The 23,329-nt window shown below is 28.2% G+C and carries 28 protein-coding genes; 21 read left to right on the plus strand and 7 right to left on the minus strand.

The annotated features are described in order from the left end of the window. Positions 1 to 508: 508 nt before the first annotated feature. Complete coding sequence (locus HNP68_RS04395; protein WP_183220893.1) at positions 509 to 976, plus strand: hypothetical protein; 468 nt, start codon at positions 509 to 511, stop codon at positions 974 to 976. Between the two features lie 148 nt (positions 977 to 1,124). Here the strand turns inward: HNP68_RS04395 and HNP68_RS04400 are convergent, their stop codons facing one another. After that, on the minus strand, positions 1,125 to 2,711 hold the full coding sequence (locus tag HNP68_RS04400) for a peptide ABC transporter substrate-binding protein (RefSeq protein ID WP_183220895.1): 1,587 nt from the start codon (positions 2,709 to 2,711) through the stop codon (positions 1,125 to 1,127). Positions 2,712 to 3,235: 524 nt separating this feature from the next. Between HNP68_RS04400 and HNP68_RS04405 the strand changes: the two genes are divergently transcribed. The 19 genes from HNP68_RS04405 to HNP68_RS04495 all read left to right on the plus strand — a co-directional run bounded on the left by HNP68_RS04405 (position 3,236) and on the right by HNP68_RS04495 (position 16,931). After that, positions 3,236 to 3,895 (plus strand): hypothetical protein, encoded by a 660-nt coding sequence (locus HNP68_RS04405; RefSeq protein ID WP_183220897.1) that lies wholly within the window; start codon positions 3,236 to 3,238, stop codon positions 3,893 to 3,895. Between the two features lie 107 nt (positions 3,896 to 4,002). Next, the gene (locus tag HNP68_RS04410; protein ID WP_183220899.1) at positions 4,003 to 4,614 is read left to right on the plus strand and encodes a hypothetical protein; all 612 of its coding nucleotides are present in this window, start codon (positions 4,003 to 4,005) and stop codon (positions 4,612 to 4,614) included. A gap of 365 nt (positions 4,615 to 4,979) precedes the next feature. After that, positions 4,980 to 6,212: an anti-CBASS protein Acb1 family protein gene (locus tag HNP68_RS04415; protein WP_183220901.1), complete on the plus strand. Its 1,233-nt coding sequence runs from the start codon at positions 4,980 to 4,982 to the stop codon at positions 6,210 to 6,212. An 11-nt stretch (positions 6,213 to 6,223) separates the two neighbouring features. Beyond that, the gene (locus HNP68_RS04420; RefSeq protein WP_183220903.1) at positions 6,224 to 6,826 is read left to right on the plus strand and encodes a DUF1357 family protein; all 603 of its coding nucleotides are present in this window, start codon (positions 6,224 to 6,226) and stop codon (positions 6,824 to 6,826) included. Between the two features lie 57 nt (positions 6,827 to 6,883). Beyond that, a complete protein-coding gene (locus HNP68_RS04425) occupies positions 6,884 to 7,492 on the plus strand; it encodes a DUF228 domain-containing protein (RefSeq protein ID WP_183220905.1) in 609 nt (202 codons plus the stop codon). A gap of 16 nt (positions 7,493 to 7,508) precedes the next feature. Then, positions 7,509 to 8,426 carry a hypothetical protein gene (locus tag HNP68_RS04430; RefSeq protein ID WP_183220907.1) on the plus strand — a complete coding sequence of 306 codons (918 nt, stop codon included), beginning with the start codon at positions 7,509 to 7,511 and terminating at the stop codon, positions 8,424 to 8,426. A gap of 2 nt (positions 8,427 to 8,428) precedes the next feature. Beyond that, the gene (locus HNP68_RS04435) at positions 8,429 to 8,887 is read left to right on the plus strand and encodes a DUF3890 domain-containing protein (RefSeq protein ID WP_183220909.1); all 459 of its coding nucleotides are present in this window, start codon (positions 8,429 to 8,431) and stop codon (positions 8,885 to 8,887) included. Then, the gene (locus tag HNP68_RS04440; RefSeq protein WP_183220911.1) at positions 8,884 to 9,258 is read left to right on the plus strand and encodes a DUF1506 family protein; all 375 of its coding nucleotides are present in this window, start codon (positions 8,884 to 8,886) and stop codon (positions 9,256 to 9,258) included. The genes HNP68_RS04435 and HNP68_RS04440 overlap by 4 nt, the downstream gene beginning before the upstream one ends. Further along, positions 9,255 to 9,605 carry a hypothetical protein gene (locus tag HNP68_RS04445; RefSeq protein ID WP_183220913.1) on the plus strand — a complete coding sequence of 117 codons (351 nt, stop codon included), beginning with the start codon at positions 9,255 to 9,257 and terminating at the stop codon, positions 9,603 to 9,605. Before HNP68_RS04440 ends, HNP68_RS04445 begins: the two co-directional genes overlap by 4 nt. Before the next feature lie 2 nt (positions 9,606 to 9,607). After that, entirely contained in the window at positions 9,608 to 10,147 is a 540-nt protein-coding gene (locus HNP68_RS04450) for a DUF764 family protein (RefSeq protein ID WP_183220914.1), read from the plus strand. A 53-nt stretch (positions 10,148 to 10,200) separates the two neighbouring features. Beyond that, positions 10,201 to 11,271, plus strand: a complete 1,071-nt coding sequence (locus HNP68_RS04455; RefSeq protein ID WP_183220916.1) for a DUF787 family protein — start codon at positions 10,201 to 10,203, stop codon at positions 11,269 to 11,271. Beyond that, complete coding sequence (locus HNP68_RS04460; RefSeq protein WP_183220919.1) at positions 11,271 to 11,693, plus strand: DUF1463 family protein; 423 nt, start codon at positions 11,271 to 11,273, stop codon at positions 11,691 to 11,693. The genes HNP68_RS04455 and HNP68_RS04460 overlap by 1 nt, the downstream gene beginning before the upstream one ends. A gap of 36 nt (positions 11,694 to 11,729) precedes the next feature. Further along, positions 11,730 to 12,221: a DUF1473 family protein gene (locus HNP68_RS04465; protein ID WP_183220921.1), complete on the plus strand. Its 492-nt coding sequence runs from the start codon at positions 11,730 to 11,732 to the stop codon at positions 12,219 to 12,221. Next, positions 12,214 to 12,432, plus strand: coding sequence for a DUF1322 family protein (locus HNP68_RS04470; RefSeq protein ID WP_183220923.1), 219 nt, complete (start codon positions 12,214 to 12,216; stop codon positions 12,430 to 12,432). The genes HNP68_RS04465 and HNP68_RS04470 overlap by 8 nt, the downstream gene beginning before the upstream one ends. An 8-nt stretch (positions 12,433 to 12,440) precedes the next feature. Then, positions 12,441 to 13,811, plus strand: a complete 1,371-nt coding sequence (locus HNP68_RS04475; RefSeq protein ID WP_183220925.1) for a hypothetical protein — start codon at positions 12,441 to 12,443, stop codon at positions 13,809 to 13,811. Between the two features lie 17 nt (positions 13,812 to 13,828). Next, positions 13,829 to 14,392, plus strand: coding sequence for a DUF792 family protein (locus HNP68_RS04480; protein WP_183220927.1), 564 nt, complete (start codon positions 13,829 to 13,831; stop codon positions 14,390 to 14,392). A gap of 40 nt (positions 14,393 to 14,432) precedes the next feature. Next, complete coding sequence (locus HNP68_RS04485; protein WP_183220929.1) at positions 14,433 to 15,278, plus strand: hypothetical protein; 846 nt, start codon at positions 14,433 to 14,435, stop codon at positions 15,276 to 15,278. Between the two features lie 154 nt (positions 15,279 to 15,432). Beyond that, positions 15,433 to 16,347: a DUF693 family protein gene (locus tag HNP68_RS04490; protein WP_183220931.1), complete on the plus strand. Its 915-nt coding sequence runs from the start codon at positions 15,433 to 15,435 to the stop codon at positions 16,345 to 16,347. A gap of 14 nt (positions 16,348 to 16,361) precedes the next feature. Further along, a complete protein-coding gene (locus HNP68_RS04495) occupies positions 16,362 to 16,931 on the plus strand; it encodes a DUF777 family protein (RefSeq protein ID WP_183220933.1) in 570 nt (189 codons plus the stop codon). A gap of 15 nt (positions 16,932 to 16,946) precedes the next feature. Here HNP68_RS04495 and HNP68_RS04500 read toward each other — a convergent pair whose 3' ends face one another. The 4 genes from HNP68_RS04500 to HNP68_RS04515 all read right to left on the minus strand — a co-directional run bounded on the left by HNP68_RS04500 (position 16,947) and on the right by HNP68_RS04515 (position 20,824). Then, entirely contained in the window at positions 16,947 to 18,209 is a 1,263-nt protein-coding gene (locus HNP68_RS04500; protein WP_183220935.1) for a hypothetical protein, read from the minus strand. A 453-nt stretch (positions 18,210 to 18,662) separates the two neighbouring features. Next, positions 18,663 to 18,881, minus strand: coding sequence for a hypothetical protein (locus HNP68_RS04505; protein ID WP_183220937.1), 219 nt, complete (start codon positions 18,879 to 18,881; stop codon positions 18,663 to 18,665). Between the two features lie 98 nt (positions 18,882 to 18,979). Then, positions 18,980 to 19,783 carry a hypothetical protein gene (locus HNP68_RS04510; RefSeq protein ID WP_183220939.1) on the minus strand — a complete coding sequence of 268 codons (804 nt, stop codon included), beginning with the start codon at positions 19,781 to 19,783 and terminating at the stop codon, positions 18,980 to 18,982. Positions 19,784 to 20,137: 354 nt separating this feature from the next. Beyond that, positions 20,138 to 20,824: a hypothetical protein gene (locus HNP68_RS04515; RefSeq protein WP_235684934.1), complete on the minus strand. Its 687-nt coding sequence runs from the start codon at positions 20,822 to 20,824 to the stop codon at positions 20,138 to 20,140. A 181-nt stretch (positions 20,825 to 21,005) separates the two neighbouring features. On the opposite strand from HNP68_RS04515, the gene HNP68_RS04520 reads away from it, so the two are divergent. Next, positions 21,006 to 21,185: an Lp6.6 family lipoprotein gene (locus HNP68_RS04520; protein ID WP_183220949.1), complete on the plus strand. Its 180-nt coding sequence runs from the start codon at positions 21,006 to 21,008 to the stop codon at positions 21,183 to 21,185. A 118-nt stretch (positions 21,186 to 21,303) separates the two neighbouring features. Here HNP68_RS04520 and HNP68_RS04525 read toward each other — a convergent pair whose 3' ends face one another. Together HNP68_RS04525 and HNP68_RS04530 are read right to left on the minus strand one after the other, a co-directional pair. After that, positions 21,304 to 22,260: a complement regulator-acquiring protein gene (locus HNP68_RS04525; protein WP_183220957.1), complete on the minus strand. Its 957-nt coding sequence runs from the start codon at positions 22,258 to 22,260 to the stop codon at positions 21,304 to 21,306. Between the two features lie 166 nt (positions 22,261 to 22,426). Then, positions 22,427 to 23,287 carry a complement regulator-acquiring protein gene (locus HNP68_RS04530; RefSeq protein WP_183220959.1) on the minus strand — a complete coding sequence of 287 codons (861 nt, stop codon included), beginning with the start codon at positions 23,285 to 23,287 and terminating at the stop codon, positions 22,427 to 22,429. Positions 23,288 to 23,329: the final 42 nt, after the last annotated feature.

A 23,329-nucleotide genomic window follows, 5' to 3' on the forward strand; every position in this document is an offset into this window, starting at 1 on the left:
AAAAAAGACCAATCAGATATTTCAGATATTTTTTTATCTATTCAAATATATTTCAAGGAGAGAGAAATATGAGAATGGCCATTTTTTTTTTATAATATGTCTTTTTGGTTGTAGTTCTTTTAATAATACTCACAATAAGAATTCATTATCTGAAAATAAAGAGAGAGCCTCTAATTATAACAGAGAATATTATCTAAAGAACAGAGAAAAACTTAAATTAAGAGCTAGAGAGCGATATCGTAGAAACAGAAGGAATTAAATTAAATAGAAAAAATTAAATTATTAAATTTATTAAAAATTTTAAAGTAATTTTAATATTAAGCGATATATTTGAATTGGTCGATGGATTGATGTAAAAGATGTGTGTTTGTTAGATACTTAAACTATTTTATAGTTTTTGAAATAAATTGAATTTTAATTAAGGAGAATATACATGAAGAGATAAATTTATATTTATGTATGTATTGGCAATAGCAGTAAATTTTGTTATTTAAATGATTTTTCTAATATGAAGAAGAGAAACCTTAATAAATACGATTTAAATTTTGCTGAACTTTCTTTAGCTGAAAGAGAGAGTGCTATTTTAAAAATTCAAAGGAAATTTAAAAGCCTTACTGATAGACTAAGCTCTAGAATCTCTAATTATAGTGAGATTAAAGTTAGCAATTTCTTTAGCGAATTTAGTGAACAAAAAATTAATCTTTTAAACAAAATATTAGAGATTCTAAATGTACAGCACGGGTTAATGGAAAAAAGTAGTAATAGCTTAAGTAAGCTTAGCATGCTAGGCGGGAGCAATTATGCCGTTCTTGATCCACAGCCAGAATTGCGACTTTTAAACCAAAAATATTCAGATATAGATGAAAAATTAAGAGAAATATGCAATTACATTCTTAGCAGCAGTATTGACTTTAATAAGGTTTTAGAGGATTTAACTTCTTTAAAAGAGAGTTCTTTAGCATTAATGCAAAAATAAGCTTTAATTTATTATTTATTAATTTTATTTGTGTACTTTCCCTTATGCTTAGTCGAGCAAATTAAAAAAATAAACCGTATTAACTTATATCTTTTAAAGAACTTTATAAATAGAGTCAAAATTAATGACTCTATTTATAAAAAATCATTTATTCTTCTAAAGGTTTTATTTCTGATAGGGCAAATCTTTCTGAATTGTTTGTATTCCACCCTGTCCATTTATCGTTTCTAAAAAGATAGTTTCCCACAACACTGTATATTGGAATTATTGGATAATCCTTTTCAATTATTATTTCTTCAATCTTTTTAAGTAGTTCTAGTCTGATTTTTTCATCCACTTCAAACTCAGATTTACCAAGCAGCTCATCAAGCTCAGAATTTGAATATCCGTAAGATGAAAGATGTGAGTTTTTAGTTGTAAACATATCAAAGTATGCCATGGGATCTAAATAATCTCCTTGCAAGGACCTTACTGAGATCTCATACTGTCCTTTTAGAATGTTTGATATGTGAGTATTCCATGCTACAGGTTCAATTTCTATATCAATATTTAAAACTTTTTTCCATTGGCCTTGAATAAAAATTGCAACTTCTTTTTCAAGGTCATTGTTATTGTATTGTATTGTAAGGGTTGGAAATTTTTTACCATCTGGATATCCAGCTTCAGCTAAAAGTTTTTCTGCTTTTCGTGGGTTGTATAGTTTTAATTTTTTTCCGTAATTATAATTGTTAAGGTTGGGGCTTATTCTTCTTGATGCTTTAAAATTATTATCAAGCACTCTGTAGGCTAATGTTTCTCTGTCAACTGCAAGAGATAATGCTTCTCTTACTTTTACGTTGTCAAGAGGCTTGACAGTTGTATTTAATGAAAAAAATCCAACTCGGCTAATGTCGGCTGAATAAAAGTCTTCTCTTAAAATAAGCTCATTAATAAGGTTTAAAGGTATGCTGTTAAAAATAGCATCAATCTCGTTGTGTTCGTACATGCTATAAATTCTGCGAGCGTCGTTTACAGTAACAAAATTAATCTCATTAATAGCAATGTTTTTGGCATCATAAAATTTTTTATTTTTTTCAAGAGATATTTCTTCGTTTAAAGTTCTTCTGTTTAGTTTAAAAGGCCCGCTTGTAACTATGTTTTCGGGGCTTGTCCATTTATTTCCGAACTTTTTAACAACATGAGTAGGAATAGGTATAAATATTGGGTGTGTAAGCATATCAAGAAAATATATTGTTGGATGAGAAAGAGTTATTTCTAAGGTTTTTTCATTAATTACCCGTATTCCAACTTCATCTGCATTTAATTTTGTTGTGTAGAATTCTTTTGCATTTTTTATTTTTTCTGCTAATAGGTTAATATTTGGTATATTCTCCTCACTTTCTAAGGCCATTATGTATGAGCTTCTCACAGTATCTGCTGTTATTTTAACGCCGTCACTCCAATAAATGTCGTCTCTTAAATGGAATGTATAGCAAGTGTTGTCGTGAGAAATGTCCCAGCTTTTTGCAAGACCCGGCCTGTACCCGCCCGTTTTGGGATCACCTCTTAAAAGTCCAATAAATAATTCGTTTATAATTAGCTGGCCTAATCTGTCGCTGCAGAATTGTGGATCAAGTGATGTTGGTTCGTTTCCAATTCCAACTCCAAAGATAAGATCATCTTGTGCTTTATAAACTGTGCACGAGATTACAACTATGATGACCAGCATCAAAAATAATGTTTTTTTTTTGATCATACTTTTTCCTTTTTTTTCAATAATTAATTTATTTTATAGCAAATTATATTGCAAAATTTTTTTAAAAATACAATTTCTGCTTTTGTTAAGCCTTAAAAGGCTTTTTGTTTGCGTATCAATTTAAATGTTTTCAGTTTTAAAAGATGTATTCTAGAGTATGAAAAGTTTTAATAAAAAATCAAAACAGTCTAAATAGTAAATTCAAAAGACTGTTGATGTATTAGTTTTTATTATTGGGTTTAAAACTACAAATAGGGCCTTAAAGCCCTATTTGTAGTTTTAAAGAAGTTTTCAATGAATTGTTGATTTATAACAATAAACAAGTATATATCTCTCTTTGTTTTTTCCAAAAAAAATTTGAACCTTTATTTAGCTTTTTAAGACTTTTAAATGGAATAAAAATTTAAGGTTTAATTTTCTTTTTAAACAAATACAAATAGATAACAAATAAGATTAATTTTTTGTATGTCTTGAGAATTCTAAAAAATGAACTATAGTGTCGAGATATTTTATTGGAGGTTTTAATGAAAAGGATAAATGTTGTACCTATATTATTAATATTATTATTTTCTTGTAAGCAGTTTAGTACTGGTGTTAAATCATTTACAGAAATTGCTTCTGATTCTGATGCGGATAACAACCGTATTGTTGTTGGCGATAATTTGTTAGCTAAAGATCCGATTCCCAAAGGGGGGCCTACTTTAACATCACAGGAGTCTGAAAGGCTAGAGGCTTTAAAAAGCTTTTTAAAAGACGCAATGGATGCTAATGGTAGAGAAGAAAATTTAAAAGCTGAGTATGAAAAATCCTATAAAGAATTTTTTGATTGGCTTTCTAAGGATGTTAACAGACAAAAAGAGTTTGTAGATTCTTTTAATAATATTTGTGGTATTGTCACTAAATCAGTGGATGCAAACAAGAAAAGATCTCCTGATCAGCAGTCTTTAAGTTTTAATGAATATGTTTGTTACAAAATTAAAAAGAGCAAAGGCGGAGCTTTAAGTTTATTTTTCCAAAAGGTAGCTGATGCATTTGGCACTGAAGCGTACAAGAACAAAGATGATGAGAATAGTCAAAAACCTGAGAAATGCAATGAAGAGATTTTTAAAGTAATTAAAAGGGTGTTTACTGAAAGCGATAGTAACAACGAATTGAAAAATTTGAAAAATGATGGGAATGTTTAAGTATTTGAGATATTATTTACAATAAAGGCAGGTTCTAGTGTGAACTTGTCTTTTTTGTTTTTTGAAATCGACTTTAAAAAACTTTTGTAAGATTCTGTCTTTAGGTTATGGGTGATAATAATAACAACACAAAGGGCAATTTTCAGGATTTTAAATTTAATGATGTTAAATTTGCCAAAGAATTGTCAACTCAAGTTATCAAATTTTCCTTAACAATAGAGACTAATTTAAATAAAATTTTAAAGACAAGCAATTTGGATGATGCTTATTTAAGGCTTCAAAAGTCAAAATCAAGACTTGTTTATACGATTGAGCTGGCTAAAAAACTAAATAACCATTTACTTTTAGAATTTGATAAAATTCCTTCTGATTTTGATATTCCTATAACAATTAACATTGTTGACAAGATATTAAAAATATTTTATTGGACGATAGTCAATTGTGATTCACATACAGTAAGCGAGATTGAATCAATAGGGTTAAAGGAAATTGATTTTCTGTATGATGAAGAAGAAGGAATTAAATCAGCAGAAGAAGAGATTAGCAGTATCTCAAATTTAGAGAAAAGAGAATTTCTTTTTGGGCTACTTTTTGTTATTAAATCTACATTTCAAGCAGACAAAGCCTTAATAAAAGCAATCAGAGCATCCCTTTTGGCAACATCTGTTATTGCGCAACGGGGAATAGAAGGCAAGCAAATTTTATTTTTTTTCATTTAGGTTGTGATGATTTAATTTACAGACATGTTTAAATATTAAAAGGTAGAGAGCCGGCTCTCTACCTTTTTAATATTTATTGGGATTGGATAAAGTATTAATTTAATATTCTTTTTAATGTTATTTTATAATGTTTACCTTTTAACAATGCGCGTAACAGTAAGCAGAATATTTTGTAAGTTTTACTTATATTCTTAAATTAATATTAGCATAAATACTTTAAAACATATTGGTTTTTTATAAAATTTTAAATGAATTTTAATATTTAAATTTTGTTTATAAATATTATTTGATAATAAATATTAAATAATAACGATTTGCATAAAAAACGGTTTTTGATATAATAATGTATAATGATATTTAAAAAAATGATTAATGAATTTAAAATGGAAATAAAAAGCAAACAGTCCCAAATTAATCCTATTGATGTTTACAAATATTCAATTTTTTTTAGGAATTACATAGAAAGTTCTGCAGAAGATGCTCTTAAAAATGGAATTAATTTAAGTTTACTTGAAACTTCTTGTTTAAAAGAAAGTAGAGAATCTCTTTTGGGCTTAAAGGTGGAATTAAAAGAGGCTCTTCTTGAGGCAATGATAAGCTATAGATTTAATGGAGCAGGCTATATTTTGGTAAAACCCAAAGGAGAAGATGAAGATTTAAGTAAAAAGGTTAACAGTGAACTGCCCACAGGTTTTAAATATTTAGATTTTCAAAAAATTATTAACAAAAGAGAATCTGAGTATATAGAATACCTTTCCACTTCAAAAGACTTAGATGGCAAGGGTAAGAAGGCAAGTATTGTAAAAATAGATAAAAGTAGAGTAATAATTTATGAAAATTATGATTATGTTTTAGGATCACACGAACCAGCTTATACACAAAGTTTGCTTCTTAATATTTGTCTTTTGGAACAAATTTATTTAGAAATAGAAAAAAGAATAAGAAACTATAATTTTTTGTTTTACAAAGACGAACATTTAGTGGGACTTGTTGAGTCTTTAGAGCTTGCAAAAGAAGAAATTAGTGTTTTAGCAAACAATAATAAAGGCAAAATATTTTCTACCTTTTTTAAAGGTCAAGAGCCAAACAAAAGCTTCTCAGCATTAAGTAGTGTTTCTGAGCAGCTTAACAGAGAGCTTGGCAAGATTAAAAGCGCGCTAAACAACGATGGAATTTTTTATACAGCATCGGAGAATGCTCATTTAGAAGTAATAAAGTATGATTTAGAGTTTTTAAAAGACGCATTTGAACTTGTTAAAGCAAAAATTGGTGCTGATACTAAAGAGCCACTTACTAGAAGTTTTAATGAGCAGGTAAAAGGCTTAGGCAGTAGTGGCAAGGGAGACAAAAGCAATTATTACGATTATTTAAAAGGTGTACAAGAATCTGTTGCTAATGCATGCAATCTTAAGCTTAACAAATATTACAGATTAAATATGAAGTTTAATGAACTTGAAGTGTTAAGCTACGAGCAAAGACTTGAGAGAGACAATTTGCTTCTTGATGTTTATATAAAATATTTAGATTTAATTAAAAATGAAAATCTAAGTCATAAGGCAAGAGAAAATTTAAAAGAACAATTAAGTTTAGTTATTTAAAAGGGGTAATTATGGAAAAAGAGTTTTCTGAGGGTATAGATTACAAGAGCAAAAGCGCCCAAGAAGATTTTAAAAAGTTAAATACAGACAATGAAGTTTCTAGTAATGCTTTAATTAGGGAGTTTTTAGAATATAAAAATCTTAAAAGTGGTAATGATGATTCAAATAATTTTTCTCACAACAACTTAAGAGAATCTGTTGAGATAAATAAACTTGCAAATGATAATTTAAGTTTTGAGTACAATACAGAAAATCTTTTATCAAAAGGGTATTCTTTTAAAGAGGTTGTAAAAGGGCAAGCTTTAGAGCTTATTAGGAAGTATGTAAAAGCGACTCAAATTTTAGCAATAGCTGGCACTAATAACCTTGATGAGATTGATTCATCTTCTCTCTCAATACTAATAAGGGTTGCAAAGACTAATATTGAGCAGAATAAGAATATAAAAAATTCATACAAAACAATAGATTTTCAAAGAGTAAATGCAAATCAGGAAAATAATTTAAGAAACAAAAATGCTTTTTTTGGCACATATAATGATTTAAGAGAAGCAATGCTTAATGAGTGGGAAGAGCTTAAGCGTGAATTTTATTGTAATAAAAAAGTATTAGCTTAAATTTTTGTAATTTAAGCTTTTAATAAAAAAATAATTTAAAAAAGGAGATATTTATTAATGAGTGAATCAATTGATTTTCAAAAAGAGATAGAAAAACTAAAAGCATCAAAAGTAGAACTTGAGAGTCAGCTTGAGAGTTTAAAAAAAAATCAAACTCAAAAAAATGTTTTAGATAAATTGCAAAGTGTTAATGCTAACAGTTACCCCGTGTTTGAGGGCAGTAAATTTCAAGATGAAGGGTTTTATTTTGCTCAAAAAGGCATTCTTAAAAACTCTTCTGCTGATAAGTTTGAAAATTATCAAGCTCAAGATTTTTGTTACAAATGCGGGGTGAAGCTTATTGTTAACGGCCCACATTTACAAATAGCAAGAGGTGGCGGTAGTGATCTTTATGGAGTTTGTGTTGACTTTGATGATTTTTCAAAAACCGGTACGGTTGTCCCAATGAGTTGTAGTTTTGAATGTGTTTTGATTGCTAAGGACAAAACAATTAAAGCAGAAGATAAATTAATAATAAACAGTGAAGGGTTTTTAGAAAAAGCTTTAGAGAATGCAACAGTTATTCATGCTTTAGCATTAGGACCGGTTGAAGAGTTTAAAGACAGAAAGGATGTTTTTGGTGTTAGAGTTCTTTTTTTGGTCAAACAAATAAAAGATGCAATTTAAAATAGGAGAATTTAAAATGGACAGGAGTACATTAAATAACGATGAGTATGTAGACACAGTAAGGGATGTTTTGGTGAGTGAATGCCCAATTCCGGAATATTATCATTTTTTAGATTCGCCCCAAATAGAGAGTAGTAATATTTCTCTTGGAAGTGATAGAATTATCAAGTGGTATTCTAATTTAACAGATGTTCCTACACTAAAGGTTAATGATTTTAATACAGTCTCAACAATCAAGTTTCAAAGACAAATAGTAAAAATTAATTATTTGCCTTTTCAGTATGCATTTACATACTATGCACCAGATGGAAAAGTTAACGTAGAGGCAAATACAAACATTAACATGAGAGAAGGACTTCTAGGAGCAATAATTGAAATACAAAAATTAATGAGCACTCATTATTTAAAAGGGGGACTTGCACTCTCAAAAAGTAGTAAAAGAACGCTTCTTGTTGATGAGTCTAACAATGAAACTATGTATGGATTTTTGAATCTTCCAAACCAAATAGACAAAACGATTAAACATGCAAACATATTGGATCAAATAAAATCAATAAATGATGAGCTTGGAAAGATTAATTTAGAAGATGAGAGAAGGGTTCCTTTTAAAATACTTACAACTAGCAAAATCAAAGGTCGTTTACTAGAAAGACTTCCAAACAATAATTATTCATACAAAGATATGCTTTTTGATTTCATAAGCGCAATTAATAATGATGCAAATATTGAACTTGAGACTACAAATTTATTAGACGATGAAATTTTAATATATCCACGAAGCAGCAAACTACTGCTTTTAAAAGACGGACATCAGCCTGTATTAAATTCATACACAGAAGTTTCAAGTAGTAATTTTAGAACGAGTTTTCTTGACTTTTCTATTGGAACAATTTTGGCAACAAAAAATTCAATTCTTAGAATAAAATTGAGCTAAAAATGAATGAAAGTAAAATAGATTCGAATCAAATTCAAAGCGTAAAGTTAAAAACTTTAGACACTGAGAATCTAGAATCAGGCTTAAAGCCAGTATATGACCAAATACTTGAACTTTTAATGCTTGACGCTAAAGATCTTAGCATGAAAGAATTTTTGTTATATTTGAATTTGCTTGAAAATATTTTAATTCTTAAAAGAATAAGAATTAAAAGTTTAAATGATGCAACAATGTTTGTTTTAATTTATTATTTTGTTGGCTGTGAATTAAAAAAACGAAACAGATTGAAAGGTTTTAATTTAAATTACATCAAATCTGAAAAATTTAAAGAGATATCATTAGAATATTTCCCCACAACTTTAAGTGCCAGCAGTAGTTGTGGGGGTGATTTTTGTAAATGCTTGGATAGCTTAATAGAAGAGTTAAGAGTAAAAAACTCTTTAATAGGGGTAATTAAATGAAATCTTTAGAGATGATTAATACAAGTTTAAGTAATATTATAAGTTCATATTCGCAAGATCTTTTTTTCTGCAAATTTAGAATAATCAAAGATCCAATTAATGCATCTTATGAAACTAGATTTAAAAGTTCTGATGCTGTTGGTTTTAGAGGAATGTTTTTGCTAATAAGTCCAGAAGAAGCGGTTGAAATTGAAGGCGTAAATATTTTTGATAAAAATAGCTATGCCAAAGTGTATACTCTTGAGAGTTTTAAGTTTGAGTACGGAGACTTGGTTAAGGCTCATGATGATTTTTATTCAATTTTGGGAGTTCAAAAAGGCTACAAGGAAGGTTTAAATTACAACACGCTAGTTTTAAGGAGTTCCTGTTGAGTTTAAAAATTGGATTTAAAGATACTTATTCTTTTAATGCAGAAAATAGCATTAATATCAAATCGGAAGAACTTGAAAGAGATATTACTTTTAAGCTGGCAAAGGCTGCTTACAAAGAGTTTTATTCTAATATTTTTTCAAACAAAGGAATAAAAATAGCTTTTCGGAAATCTATTCAAAAAGGGCTTATTGAAATAAAAGATCAGTTTAGAGTTTTTTATAAAAATTATTTACTTAGCAGACAACTAGATCTTCGGCACAAAAGTGCTTTTAAGGCTAAAAAATTTGAAAGTTTTGCCAATAACATTGAAAAATTTAATTTTTCAAAAACAAAAATAAAAGGATGAGCATGATTGTAGGACTAAACGAATCTGTACAGTTTTTAATTCAAATACTTACGAAATTTAAAGAATATTTAGATCTTAAAGAAATAGAGTTAGAAATTTTAAACACCTACAACCACCCGTATTTGGAAAAGTTTGCCACAAATGCTAGTAATTTAATTGTATTAAAAAGTGAATCTTTTGAAGGGCTTACTCCTAGAAATCTAAAGGGTAAAAATTTTTGTAAAACATCTAATGAGTTTAGATTAAGGTTTTCGCTTTATTTTTTAAGTTTTACTTTACTTAAAGCTTGCAGAGACTCTTATGAGAGTATGTGCAAAGTTTACGAGCACTTTTTGGAATTTTTATATGAGAATAAATTTAGGTTTGAGTTTATAAAAGAGCTTGAAGGGGGTTATTGTTTGTTTTTAACTTATTATCTCTGCTCGATTAGTAATTTAAATAATGATGGACTGCTTGGTGTTTCGAATATGCACAGTAATATGTGTTTTAGCTTAAATCAGATTTTTCTTGCAAATATACAGGTTATAAAACAAGAAATATAAATTTTAAAAAATTAAAAAAAAATTAAAAAAAAGAAATTTAAAAAGGAGGAAAAATGCCAAAAGATACAATAAGCGTTAGCTTGGTTAAGAACAGACTGATTACCAACAAAATTAATTATTACAATCCGCTTTTAGTCTACAAAAGCAGTGTTTTAGAAAATAAATACTTGGCATTAAGTGTTACAAATTTTGAGGAGTTACTTAAAAAACTTGAGATACAAAAAGTACATGAGTCTGATTCTTCTAAGAAAAAAATAGCAAGTGATCAGGTAAGTGCTTTACAAAAATCAATGGGCGATTTTTTTGGACAAGAAGGACTCAAATCAGTTGATTTATATGTTTACAATCAGATTAAAGAGATTAAAGATTTTTTAAAATCCAATTTACATCCGTTTGTAGTCTTTGTAAATGAAGCGGAAGACGCTATTAGCAGCGATTTTGAAACTATTAGAAAGGCTTGCAATTTTATTGTAATTTCTACTAAAGAAAATAATTTATCAAATTTTTTAAAAGGCAAAGACAAGAGTGAATTTAAAAATATTATTGCTGTTTACAGCGGCAATGAAAATTTGCATCTTAAGTTTACAGCGATGTATTTGCATCAAGCAAGTATTTTCCATGCTGTTAATCCTTATGGGATGATTTTAAATTCTACTCCTATTTATGATGATTTAATAATTGATTCTCTTAGAAAATCCAATATTAATTTTTATTCTCTTTTAAATGAAACTGGCAATGATGGCATTTTTGCCTTCAAAGAAGGTGTTAGTCTTTCGGGGGATCCAATTGATGAGGCTTTTACGCTTTATTATATTAAAAATGAAGCAATCAAAGAACTTATTAGGATTTGGAATAAGAACAATAGATCTAACAGTAAACTTAGTGCTTTAAATTTGGGCGGGAATTTGCCAAACGAATACACAGCAGGGCTTGAATGTTTTTTCCATGAACTTAAAGAAAGAGGTCTTATTATCTCTTACAAAGAGATAAAACTTAAAATTAACTCTTCTGAGGGTTTGAGTTTAAGTTTAGAAGTTGCGCTTAAGTATAATGACAGTTTCAATAATGTTAGTTTAATAATTACTGCACAAGAGATAAATGAATATTTAAGGAGAGCATCATAATGAGAGAATATTATTCATTAGATTTAGTATTTTTTAGCTTTAATGATAATTTAATAGACAGAGGTACTGTTGAGTACAGTACAGAGCCCAATATAATGGCTAAAGCAAGCACAGAAGACAGAAATTTTCCAATTCCAAGCTTTAGAGACCCAAGAACTGTTGTTCATATTTTTGATTTAGAAGTAAGCAAAGGATCTCTTGATTACAAGCTTTTAACAAAGTTAAGCAACGAGCAATTTTACGAGAATGTCCCAAAATCTCAAAAATTAAAAAGATTAGTGTTTAATGATCAAATGGGATTGAAAATTATTTCAAATAGTGCATTTTTTGCAGAAATTCCAACTAGAAAGTATTCATCTGATAATGATACGGTGAAGTTTACAATTCATGCAATCAATTGTGATGTTGAGAAAGCAAGTTGATTGAATTTAAATTTTAATAAAGGACAAGAATTTAAAATGAGATATAAGTTAAAAATATTAACCAGAGCCAAAACATATACATACGTTTTAAAGGATATTCCAATGTACGAATGGGACAATGTTTTGGGATTTGATGTTGAAAGAGATGAACTTATTAGCAAACTCAACGGTTTGCAAACATTAAAAGAAATAACTAAATTAATGATCTCAAGAGGGTTTTTAGATGAATTTTATGAGATTCTAGACAAAGAGAGAAGATATTCTGAGCTTTACAAGTATGCTCTACCCACGATTCTTTTTTCAGTGCAGTATTCACTTTTTGAAACAATAGAAGGGTTTAAACAACCCGGTTTAGTTTACATAGAAAGTTTTCAAGATAGAAACGGTGATTATATCAAGTATGACTACATTGATGAGCGCTGGAGTTATAATTTTTTAATTACAAGCAAATTATCATCTAATTTAAATCAAGAAGCTTCTTTGCAAGACAGTCTTGAGCCTTTACTGCAAGAAGGTACTAATGAATAAATCAGAGATTGCAACTAGTTATTTAAAATACATAGATCATTTGAAAAAGGAATCTAACAAATATTATTTTCCTATTGTAATGGGTATTTGTACATACAAAGATATTAAAAAAATGAGCTACAAAGAGCTTGTAGAGGTTACCCGAGCGGCTAATTTAAAGCTTAACAAGGAAATGTACGAACGAGTTTTGTCCTTTAGTGGCATGTTGTAAAGGTTTTTATGTACGAAGAAAATAATAATGAGGATAAATTTACAATTAAATTAGAAGGCGTGCTTGATAGAAATGCCACCAGGAATAATTTAAAAAAAGAACTTTTAGGCTTTAAAAAGGAAGATTTTTTAAATGTTAGTTTAAGCCCAATAAGTAGTAAGGATTTTTTATCCCTAAGTCTTGAAAGACTAAAAAGCATTGAAAAGCTAAAAAACGATAATCTACAAAAATCAGCAAGTTTTAAATCTTTTAATGCCGCAAGCAAAAGTAGTTCTTTTAAGGAGTACTTTGACCTAGATTTTAAGAAAAACAAACTAAAGAGTACTTTAAAGGATTTGGACTTTGCAAAAGATAAAAGTATTTTGGGCGCTAAGAATTTAGATTTTAAAAGTAACAATCTTGATTTTTATGTAAAGCCAGAAGTAGATAAATTAGATTTAGATTTTAACAAACAATATTCATATTTTAAAACTGAAAATATTAAAAATTCTTTTAAGCAAAATTTTTTTAACAATTCTAGTAAAGATCAAACTAATGCACCCAAAGAGTTGGTATTAAATTCCAATTTTGACAAGACTGCACTTAGCGTTAAGGCTGATTTACAGCCATTAAGCTTCAAAGACGAAAATAATCTTATTTGGGAAAATTTAATGTTTTTAAGAAATCTGTCAAAGGACCTGGGGGTAGTTGATTTTTTAAGTATAAAAAATGGTTTTAATGATTTTAAGTTGTCTTTAAATGAATTTCAAAGTTTGAAAGACAAAAAAATTTCCCAACTAAGTCTTGAAAATCTTATTTGCGAAGATGGTCATAGAGAAAGTGCAAATGAAATACTAAAAGGCCAGCGATCTTTTGAAACAGAATTTGAAAGAAATGATTTTTTAAGAAAACTTTATATTCTTCAAAGTTCACAAAATTCAAAGTTAAATGATTTTTCTTTTATTGTTGAGATTGCACAGAAATTAAAAAACTTAGGGCACGCAAAAAATGATTTTAAAGCTATTAGTCTAATAAATGATTTTCTAGGCAGCAAGAATGATTTAGAAGAAGTTTTAAGTTTAGACAAACCAACAATGTCTCTAAAGAGTAAGTTAAACGGTGATCCTGAAGTTTTAAATAGCAATAAAATAATAAACAGTGTTTCTGAGCAAAAAGTAGATCCACTTTTAGAAAAAACTGTAGAACTTTTAGAATGGGCTAAAAGTTACGATTTTACTAGTAGTGTATTAGATCCTTTAAGAAATACTTTTTCAAATCTTGGCAATATATTAGTACAGGCATTTGAAAACTTACCTTTGGTTGAGCACATGACAAATGTGATAAGGGATAATGGCGGATCAAGTTCAAGAGGAATTGATGATGATTCTAGAATGCCTTAAATTAAAAGAGGTTTAAAATGATCACAAAACAAACTACAAGGTTAATAGAAGATGTTGTAAATCAAATTTCAAGTTTAGCAAGTATTTCAAATTTTGTTTTACTTTTTCCAAGACTTGATTTTAAAGGGCTTGGGTACATTCCGCAACTGTTTTTTATTTTCATAAAGAATGATCTAATAGAAGAGAATCTCTCAAGCATAAGTTCAGACCGTGCAGTGATTGATTTTACAAATACAAAAAGTGAATATGTGAACTTTAACATTACAACAAGGCCTGAGATCATATCAATTAACAAAGGGATTTTGTCATCTATTTATGACAAAACTTTACTAAGGGTGTTAAAAGAAACCCCTTTTATGAACAGTGCTTTAGAATTTAACAGCAATTTCATAAAAATGCAATTTAGACAGAGGTTTAACTTAGGGGTTTATTACAGTATGTACAGCCCTTCAGTAGGATTTCATGAGGTGGTGAGTATTAATTCATTAAAGCTTAAAGATACAGTGTATCTAGAAGAGGTAGAAGTTAGCTTGCAATTAAAAATTTGCAAAACGTTTAGTATTTTGACATATAAAGGTTAAAATATTAAGTAAATATAGCTTTAATATTGGGAGAATATTAATGAGACATTTTAAGCTTATTTTTATATTTTTTTTATTTATTGTTTCAACAACTCATGCAAGTGTAGCAAGACCATTTGATTTTAGAAAATGGAACTACAAAAAAGACATAGATTTGGCATATGTATTAATGCACCATATTGATAATGGAATTTTAACCAAATCTCAAGATAAAGCCGGCAGCATTAAAAGTCAAGAAATACTTACTAAGCTTAATAAGTTGAGTGTTTATTCTAATACTTTGCAGAAAATAATAAAAAACAGACTCTCTAAGAGTAGGTTTCAAAAAGAAGTTGAATTGCCACTGCTTAAGATTTCAAGAAGATATAAACATTTAACAAAAAATTATAAAAATAAAAGTTTGATTGAAAATCCAAAATATACAAAACTTATTGCAGAGAGAATCATTAAAAAAGTTGTTTTTCTAGAAAATTATTTTCAAGCTAAATTTAGGAATGCAAGATCTAATGAAAATATTCAAAGAAGAATAAATCCTGATCAGAGTCGTTTAAAGTCTTTTAAGGGTATCCCCAGCAGCCCGCCCAGATCACAGTTTTCAGACTTTAGAGCTTCAAAAAAATCACAAGATTCAAAAGAATGTGATAAAAGACGAATCTTAAACAAGTATGATATTAGCCCAGATAGTAGGCTTTCAGATGAGTTAGAAAGTGAAGATCTTGGTAAAGGTAGCAAAAATCCAGATATGTTATACAGCGAAAATTTAGAAGAATCAAATGAGGATCTAGATGAGAATCTAAATAAGCTAGATAGCAGAGACGATTGGGTTAATGAGGAGGATCAAAGTGAAGATGAGTTTTTTGATCTTCAAGAAGATCAATTTAGCTAAATTCTTTAATTTGAATATTTTATTTTGATTTGCTTTAAAAGCTTATCAGCAGTAATGTTGATTATAAATTAAGTCAAGAATAGAAAATTAAGTTTCTAAGGCAATATTGATTTATTGGTTTGTTAATTTTAAAAAGGAGTTTTATTTAAAAAAGATGTTAATTTTTCAATACGATTTTAAAATTGAATTTTACAATGCAGTTGATTCTAAAAATAGCATTGGCGGGAGACTTGCAGGCTTGCGGCCCAGGGTTGTTATTGCCACTCAAAATGGTGCTCCCGATTTAAATATTGTTATTCAAAATACGTATTCTGAGAATAATTTAATAATTGGTAAAAAAACCAAACTTCAAATTTTTAATGTGCCTGTAAATTTTTCTGATTTTAATACCTCAGACATTGTAAAAATTTATTATAAGAAGTTTGCGCATCAGCAAGATTATCAATTTATTATGGCTGGTTATTTAGGAGCACCTTTTGAAAGAATTGGTAGGTCTGAAAATTTTAGTTTTGAGTGTGAATTATATCTTTTGTCCAAGGCTACCTTTTTAGAGAGAAAATTTGAGTATAAAAATTTCAAAGGTAGTACTGTTGCTGATGTAATAAATTATGTGTTTAAGGATAAAGCAATTTTTTGCATGAATGGACTTGAAAAATCAAGAGTGATTAACGAGAGCTTGGCTTGCAACTCACCAAAAGGATTAATAGAACACTTAATGCGACAAGGGTACGTTGATTCTGTTGTTGTTGACATTGGAAATCTTGGGCAAGACGTTGATTCAAAATTTATTTTTACTAATTTTGGACAAGTTATTTCTGGTCAGTACAAAAGACTTGAAGATTATGGACTTTTGTTTGTTCCCCAAAGAGACTCTGCAAGTTCTGCCAATTCCAGTTTAGTTTTTTACCGGGCGCAAGTAATGTTTACTCACAGTATTAGGATTGGAGACAGTCTAAGCTTTAAAGACAGGCACGGAAACAACGTTAATTGTAAGGTTAAGAATACCAGTGCCAGACTAAGCAGTACTAGAGAGTGTGTTTTAAATCTTGAACTTTATTCTGGGGGTTAAAAAAGGAATGTATTATGAAAAATAATGATTTTTGCGTAGGGGTAAGCAGCCTGAAGGGTTCTTCTGTTGGTGCGTTTAAGGAGTATCTTTTTGAGAATGTTTTTATTTGCAGAATAGGTGTTATTAAAAGTTTTGATTGCGAAACTCAAACAGGTGTTGTTACTATTAAAGAGTACGAAGAGCTAGAGATTAATACTAGAAATATATCTAACTTTAATCTTGATCTAGCAGAAAAAGATGAAGTGGTTTTGCTTCAAAGTAATTTTAATATTTTCCAAGAAAGTGACAATAATCATTTTGATAAAAATTATTTTTACATTCTAAGCGTTCTTAATCCCCAAAAAATTGGTATTAAGCTTAATGAGCTTAAATTGAGCTTGCAAGAGTTTAATACGCTAGGTGAAAATATAAAAGTTAAAGCTAAAAAATTGGTTATTGATGTAGATGATATTGAAATTAAAGGCAATTTAAAGATTAATGGAACTAAATTCGAAAATCACATGCATAGTTCTGGTACCCTGACTTACATTAATAGTAGTGGTTTGCCAACAACTACAACTGGGAAAACGGGTCCTATTGCTTGAAGTAGTGCGCAAAAATCAATAATTCACAACTACTTTAGGGTTTATTGTGATAGGATTATTATTATTGTCTTCTACTAGTAAGATTAAATTTTTTACTTGAGTTGCAAACTCTTTTGATGCGTCAATTATTTTTTTGATGTTGGCGGTTGTCAATTTAGGTTGAACTTTTAGTTGTTCTTTTGTATTTTTATACTCATTTTTTACTTTAGTAAATTTTTCAGCCAAAGCTTTATATATTTGAGCTACTTGTTTGTTGTAAAGCTTTGGGTTTGGATGAAACTTAGATCCTAAGTCCCAGTTTATTTGACTTAAATTTTCTTTTTCTTTCCAATTGATAGCAGCGTCTATTACTTGTTTAATGGTGCTTGTTCCCAGGGGATCTTTAATCTCTTCAAAAATAAGCTCACTTTTTTCTAGATCTTCAAGCAATTTATTTTTTGTTTTTTCTATATTATTATTGTTTACAGTCAAGCTGTCTGTTGTGTTTGCAGAGTTTCCCAGAGCCTTTGATAAATTTTCAATTTCAATTTCAAACTCGAATTCAATCTCTTTAGACTTTTCTAAATTTTTTATTGCATTTAGTGCTTTATCTAGAGATTTTCTAACTTCTTCTGCGTATTCTTTTGCAATAAAGTTTTCACCTTTACTAAGGTATATCTTTTGGTTTTGGAATTGATTTTGGGTTTTTGTATTTTCTTTTAAGGGGTTATTTTCTTCTTTCGGGTCAAAAAATTTACCTTCCATATTAGTATTAATCTCTTCTTTTTCAATTGGGTCAATTGGATTAAGTATTGTTTGTCCGTCAGGGGTTCTTGAAATTTTGAATTCTATTGTAGTTGGATGTAAAGATTTTTGCATATTTGGGTCTAGTGCTTGTTCTGTAATTTCATCAGAAGCTCCGATTAACAACAATTTCTCTTGTATTTTTGCAATTTCTTCTTCTGATTTTGCCATGTTTGTTTCTTCTGGTGTTTCTATCGGCATTAAGCTTTCGCCACCAGATTCAGATTTTAAGAGAAATTCTTGTTTTCCAGGCTCAATTTTTTCAATTTCTAAAATGGGGGGTGTATTTTGATTGGTGTTTGCTTCGAGTTCTTTTTTAAAGTCCAATTCAATTTGGAAGCTATTTTTAATAACTTCTGAAATATTTGTTAATTTATGTTCGTTTAAGGCTTTGTTTTTGTCATTTGCATTCATATTAGCATTACAACTAATAATCAGCAGCCATGACGCAAGTACTAAGAATTTGTTTGAAAATTTTCTAAGTGTTCTTTTCAAAGCCTTGCACTCCTTTTAAAAAGAATATTGACAAATATTATACCACATTATTTATTAGATTTTAATTTTAAATAAAAAATCCCCTATTAAGGGGATTTTAAGGGGGTATCATAGATTTTATACCATTATTTTTTAAATTTTCATTTTTTATTTTGTAGAAATTAGTATTTAATACTTTTTAGCCTTTGGTTTATTTGTAATTTGGTGTCGAAGTAGTGGCGCGGTTTTATTTTTTAAATAAAACATCAGCACCATTCTTCTCTTTGTATTGATGCAAAGGATTTGCTTTGTACTAAGTGTATAGCATACTTCAAATTTTTCAGATTTATTAATAAAGGAGAACATCGGGTGTAATCGATGTTCCTTTGAATATATTAATATATTTAAAATGTGAGCTTAAAATTTTAAATATTAATCTAATAAAGTGTTTTCAAATAAAATGTTTGATTTACTCTACTCGATGTCTTCTTCTTCTTCTTCTTCAGAATCGTCATCAGCATTTTCGTTAATTGAGGGCTTTGAGTTTGAATTTTCTTTTTCTTCTTCTTCTTCTTCTTTAGCAAAGTCTTTTATCACTTTATTAAGAATAGAATCTATTAAAACCCCACGACCAATTGCGTTGCAAGACATCATAAATACTAAAAACGAAATAAACATTATTTTTTTAACCATTTAATCATTCCTCTAACCTAAGCAATTTAAGTGTAATTATATATTATTAAATTATATTTATCAATTAAATAAATATAATTTTAAAGCTTAATATATTTTTAGATATATTCTTTTTGAATTAATGATTTTAGCTTATTTATGTCTGTTAGTATTTCTAGGATTTGCGTGAAATTTTTATTTAGTTTAAAGATTTGATTGTGCGGTAATAGGTCTAATTCTACGCTGTTTTCGGTAATAGATATTTTGTTGTAGTCTATTGAATGGTAATCTTTGTTGTTTTTTATTTGAAATCTATAAATAGGATTTAAGTTCTGTTCACCTATGCCATTTTTAATTATATCTTTAATGCCTAGTAAAACATGATTTTTGGGTTTACCGATGTCGTTTGGGGGATTGAGCATAATATTAATAATATTTTTACCATTTTTAGGTTTAAGGTTTAAAACAAATAAGAGATCTTGATTTTGGAAAAAATTCTCAATATTTTGAATTTCTTTAAATGTTTTGAAAGTGGAATTTTTTGGCTGTTTAAAGTCTAACAATTTTTGTTGTATTAAGATGCTCAGAGATGCTACTACTCCTTGTGTAGATAAGATTTTATCTTCTGTTTGTTGGAATTCCTTTTCTCTATTAATGCTAAAATCAATAGAAAATGTTTGAATAGGGTAAGCTTGTTTATAGTAATTTTCAATGCTTGTTGGGATGTTATTTGATTGTCTTATTTCTACACTTTGAATTGATACTGTGGGAATTATTTTTGCTGCAGGTTTTTGTTCTTTAGTTTTTTGTTCTGGATTTTTTGGCTCTAAAACCGTTCGTGAATTTTTTGGGCTTTTAGTTGTAAACAAATCGCAAGATAATATTGCAAATCCTAATAATATCAAAATTATCCTTTTAACCATTTATTGTTCCTTATCCTTTATGTATTTATTATACACCATTAATGATTATTAATAAGTTATTTTAAACAATATTAGATTAAAATTTTTAAAAAATAGCAGGTATTTATTTTTGCAAAAAGAAGTTCTTCAACGCAATAAAAGAACTTCTTTGGAGGTAGTTAAAAGTAGTATTAATTTTATATTGCTTTAACAAGCTATAATTTTGGCATAGCTTTGTAGTTAGTTTAAGTATAGCTCACATTTTAAAAGATGAATTTTTTTAAAGTTTTATAAATTTATACAAAGAGGACTCACGGCGGAGCGCCTCTTTGAAACGTGTGTGGGAAGTGTTTAATAAATTAAATTTTATTTAAGCTATTTGATGAATTCTTTTAATCTTGAAGCATTGGTTAATATTTTGAGTGTATCGTAAATGTTTTGACTTAATTTAATGTAATATTTTTTATTAGAATAAGGAGAATAGATAATTTTGATTTTGCTTAGGCTTTTTTGGAATTTGGTAAAGTTAAGATATTTCCAGCTGTAATTGGTTGATACATAAAATGAGCTTCCAAATTGTAAATTGCCTGATTTTTCTGTGCTTAGGATTGCTTTGTTTATGCTTAACAAGCTGTGGTAATGAAACAAAGGCATTAAATTGATTTCCCTTTTTTGCTTATCTTCGAAATTTAAACAACATCGTATGTAATTATTTTCAAAAAAATAAATAAAATCCTCATGATTTTTTAATTGAATCAGGTTTTGCAAACCTTTTTTGTTCATAGTATTTTTGTGAGCCAAGATGCTTATTGATTTTAGTTTACCTTTTGTGAGTGCAATTTTATCGTATTGGTCTAAATATTGTGCTTCTGATTTTATTTCAATTGTTGCATTTGAATCTACATTGTAGGTTCTGATATAAAATTGTGCATAAAGAATAGGATTAAAAGGCTTTGTAAAATTACTTTTGTAAATTAGATTATTTTTAAATGCATTCATATCATCTTTTGTAATATTAGAATTGCTTAAATTCTTTTTTAAAATATTTAAAGTTGCACTCATAAATATTTAATTATTCCTCAGTCCAAATTTATTTATATATGATATCATTTTATACATATTTTATCAATAGTTTATAACTTATTTTATAATATTTTTTTTTGAAATAAAAAACTAATTAATATTGATTATTTTAAAATTTTATTTTAATATAGTATAAATTTTAAACAAGGAGAATTAAATAATGACAAAATTAATGTACGCTATGTTTTTAAGTGCGATATTATTTATTGCTTGCGAAACTACAAGAATTTCAGATGAAATGGAAAATGCTAGCGATGAAGATTCAAAAGTTACAGCTCCAATGCCAGAAGAAAAACCTATGAAGTCAAATAAACAATCTATGAAGGCAATTAAAAAGTAATAAAGTCTAGTTTTAGATTAATTTAGAATACAAATAAACAATTATTAGAAAAATTAAATATAAAAAAGAAGGGAGGATTGTCAACAATCTCTCCTTCCTTTTGGATCACAGACCAATATTACTTAATTGGGGCAAGAATATTGGTAGTTGTATTTACTAAATTTAAAATTAAATCGTGAATTTCTGCGAATTGAGCTCTTGAATTTTTTGAGCGTATATTTTCATATAATTTTGAAATGTTAGTTTGTAATTCTTGATTCGTATTGTAGTCATTAATAATGTCATCTACATCTTTTAGCCATTTGTCTTTAAGTGTTAGAAGTTTATTGAAATCATAAAAGAGTGATTTCAAATTAGGTTTGTTTAGTTGTTGTAGCTTGTCTTTTACATCTAGTATGTTTGAACTGATTTCTTCCATTGCTAATTGAATGCTAAATCCCCTGTTTATAAGGGTTTCTTTAACTAAGTTTCGGTAGTTTGAATCTTGACTGAGATTTGATAAAACTTCTCCAAAATTTGTAATTACGTTTTCGTCGAAATGTAAGGATGTGTAAAGCATTCTTCTTTCATTTAAATATTCGTTCTCGTCAAAAGGAACTGTTGAACCTGCATTGAAAAATATTTTACTAAATATTTCTGTTTTCATTCCAAATTGGTCATCAGGCTCACCTTTGTTAGAATCAATTTCGCTTGTTTTAATAATACTCTCAGATCTGGTTAATATTTTGTTTATTAACTCTTGAGACTCAGGGTCTAATTTTGGAGCATTGGCATTGTTAGATTGTTTTAAGGCTAATGAATTTGATTTTTTTTTATTATTAGCTGTAACTTTTGGCGGATTTTTTAGAGTATTAATGGCAACAAATAGATTGTCCATTGCTTTCTCACCAGTTTTAGCTTTTTTAGACATTTTTTTAATGCCTAGAGAGCCATTTGCGCTTTTGGCTGATTTTGTCTTTGCTTTTTTATTTTCCTCATTTTCAGTGTTGTCTTTGACTTCTAGCGAGCAAGAGAGCAAAATTAGCACAGTTAATGTATGCAATAAAAATATTGCAATTAATTTATTATTTTTCAAAATGTTATCCTTCAATAAAAATTTTAAGTAATTAATCATTAATTAATAATTTTAATTACCCAATTAATAACTTTAATTCAAAATTGTTATTGTACAAAAAAAAATAAGAAAAAAGAGAGCTTACGCTCTCTTTAGGTTCAAGATTTTATTGTTTTGAAAATTTTTTTTAATTATTATCTTTTTTAAATAATGTGTCTAGGGCAATTAATAATTGTTCGGATTTCAAGCAAAGAGAAATTATTTTATCTTTATATAGCTGCTCTATGTGATTTTTTAGTTTTTCTATATTGTTTTGTAGCTCTAAGGTTGCGTTTGAACTTTTAATTAGTGTTTCTATTGTATTAAGCCATTCTTTTTTTGTTTTTACTAAATCAACAATTACAGTATAAATTTCTTCTAAAGTTTTTTTACTAAAAGTATTTTCTTTTAGTGTCTCCATGTTAATTGATAAATCTTCAAGCGCAACTTCAAATCTTTGTTGAATTTGTATGCCCCGTGATATTGTTTTTATTGTGTCGTGGGCTTTTGGGTTATTGTAGAGCTTTTTTACAATCTCTGCCAAATTAAAAATGTCGGTAGTGTTGTAGCTTAGTGATGAATAAAATTGTCTCCTCATTTTTTGAGATTCCCCTAGGCTTGAGTTCATTTTCTCTTGTAGTCTTACCCCATCAGAGTTTGTTTTGTAAACATTGATTAGTTCAAACATGTTATTTGCTAGTCCAAATTGGCTAGGTATTTCTGTTTGGAGTTTGTCTCTTTTTATTATTGCCATTTCTTTTTTTAAGATTTCAAGGAGTTTGTCAATTAAATCTTTGTTGACTTTATTGCTTTTGTTGCCTTTAAGAGCATTTAAGTCTTTTGTTGTGCTTTTGAGCCCTTTGTTTATTTCTTTTTTAAGGGTTAATTCATCTAATTTTGTTTCTTTAAAACTTGCTACTTTGCTTGGACTATCTTCATAGTTTAGCTTACAAGAAAAAAATGCTATTAGCCCCAATTTTATAAATATTAAAAATTTTTTCTTATTCAAAATTTGATCCTTTAATAAAAATTTTAAGTAATTTTAATTATT

This window comes from Borreliella yangtzensis (assembly GCF_014201775.1).
Lineage (GTDB): Bacteria > Spirochaetota > Spirochaetia > Borreliales > Borreliaceae > Borreliella > Borreliella yangtzensis.

Excerpts from the sequence above, each read along its gene's own strand:
- HNP68_RS04425 (WP_183220905.1), top strand. The coding sequence starts at position 6,884 with ATGAGTGAATCAATTGATTTTCAAAAAGAGATAGAAAAACTAAAAGCA.
- HNP68_RS04435 (WP_183220909.1), top strand. The coding sequence starts at position 8,429 with ATGAATGAAAGTAAAATAGATTCGAATCAAATTCAAAGCGTAAAGTTA.
- HNP68_RS04465 (WP_183220921.1), top strand. The coding sequence starts at position 11,730 with ATGAGATATAAGTTAAAAATATTAACCAGAGCCAAAACATATACATAC.
- HNP68_RS04430 (WP_183220907.1), top strand. The coding sequence starts at position 7,509 with ATGGACAGGAGTACATTAAATAACGATGAGTATGTAGACACAGTAAGG.
- HNP68_RS04410 (WP_183220899.1), top strand. The coding sequence starts at position 4,003 with ATGGGTGATAATAATAACAACACAAAGGGCAATTTTCAGGATTTTAAA.
- HNP68_RS04420 (WP_183220903.1), top strand. The coding sequence starts at position 6,224 with ATGGAAAAAGAGTTTTCTGAGGGTATAGATTACAAGAGCAAAAGCGCC.
- HNP68_RS04515 (WP_235684934.1), bottom strand. The coding sequence starts at position 20,824 with ATGAGTGCAACTTTAAATATTTTAAAAAAGAATTTAAGCAATTCTAAT.
- HNP68_RS04450 (WP_183220914.1), top strand. The coding sequence starts at position 9,608 with ATGATTGTAGGACTAAACGAATCTGTACAGTTTTTAATTCAAATACTT.
- HNP68_RS04415 (WP_183220901.1), top strand. The coding sequence starts at position 4,980 with ATGATTAATGAATTTAAAATGGAAATAAAAAGCAAACAGTCCCAAATT.
- HNP68_RS04510 (WP_183220939.1), bottom strand. The coding sequence starts at position 19,783 with ATGGTTAAAAGGATAATTTTGATATTATTAGGATTTGCAATATTATCT.
- HNP68_RS04460 (WP_183220919.1), top strand. The coding sequence starts at position 11,271 with ATGAGAGAATATTATTCATTAGATTTAGTATTTTTTAGCTTTAATGAT.
- HNP68_RS04405 (WP_183220897.1), top strand. The coding sequence starts at position 3,236 with ATGAAAAGGATAAATGTTGTACCTATATTATTAATATTATTATTTTCT.
- HNP68_RS04495 (WP_183220933.1), top strand. The coding sequence starts at position 16,362 with ATGAAAAATAATGATTTTTGCGTAGGGGTAAGCAGCCTGAAGGGTTCT.
- HNP68_RS04400 (WP_183220895.1), bottom strand. The coding sequence starts at position 2,711 with ATGATCAAAAAAAAAACATTATTTTTGATGCTGGTCATCATAGTTGTA.
- HNP68_RS04470 (WP_183220923.1), top strand. The coding sequence starts at position 12,214 with ATGAATAAATCAGAGATTGCAACTAGTTATTTAAAATACATAGATCAT.
- HNP68_RS04395 (WP_183220893.1), top strand. The coding sequence starts at position 509 with ATGAAGAAGAGAAACCTTAATAAATACGATTTAAATTTTGCTGAACTT.
- HNP68_RS04475 (WP_183220925.1), top strand. The coding sequence starts at position 12,441 with ATGTACGAAGAAAATAATAATGAGGATAAATTTACAATTAAATTAGAA.
- HNP68_RS04490 (WP_183220931.1), top strand. The coding sequence starts at position 15,433 with ATGTTAATTTTTCAATACGATTTTAAAATTGAATTTTACAATGCAGTT.
- HNP68_RS04520 (WP_183220949.1), top strand. The coding sequence starts at position 21,006 with ATGACAAAATTAATGTACGCTATGTTTTTAAGTGCGATATTATTTATT.
- HNP68_RS04455 (WP_183220916.1), top strand. The coding sequence starts at position 10,201 with ATGCCAAAAGATACAATAAGCGTTAGCTTGGTTAAGAACAGACTGATT.
- HNP68_RS04440 (WP_183220911.1), top strand. The coding sequence starts at position 8,884 with ATGAAATCTTTAGAGATGATTAATACAAGTTTAAGTAATATTATAAGT.
- HNP68_RS04485 (WP_183220929.1), top strand. The coding sequence starts at position 14,433 with ATGAGACATTTTAAGCTTATTTTTATATTTTTTTTATTTATTGTTTCA.
- HNP68_RS04505 (WP_183220937.1), bottom strand. The coding sequence starts at position 18,881 with ATGGTTAAAAAAATAATGTTTATTTCGTTTTTAGTATTTATGATGTCT.
- HNP68_RS04480 (WP_183220927.1), top strand. The coding sequence starts at position 13,829 with ATGATCACAAAACAAACTACAAGGTTAATAGAAGATGTTGTAAATCAA.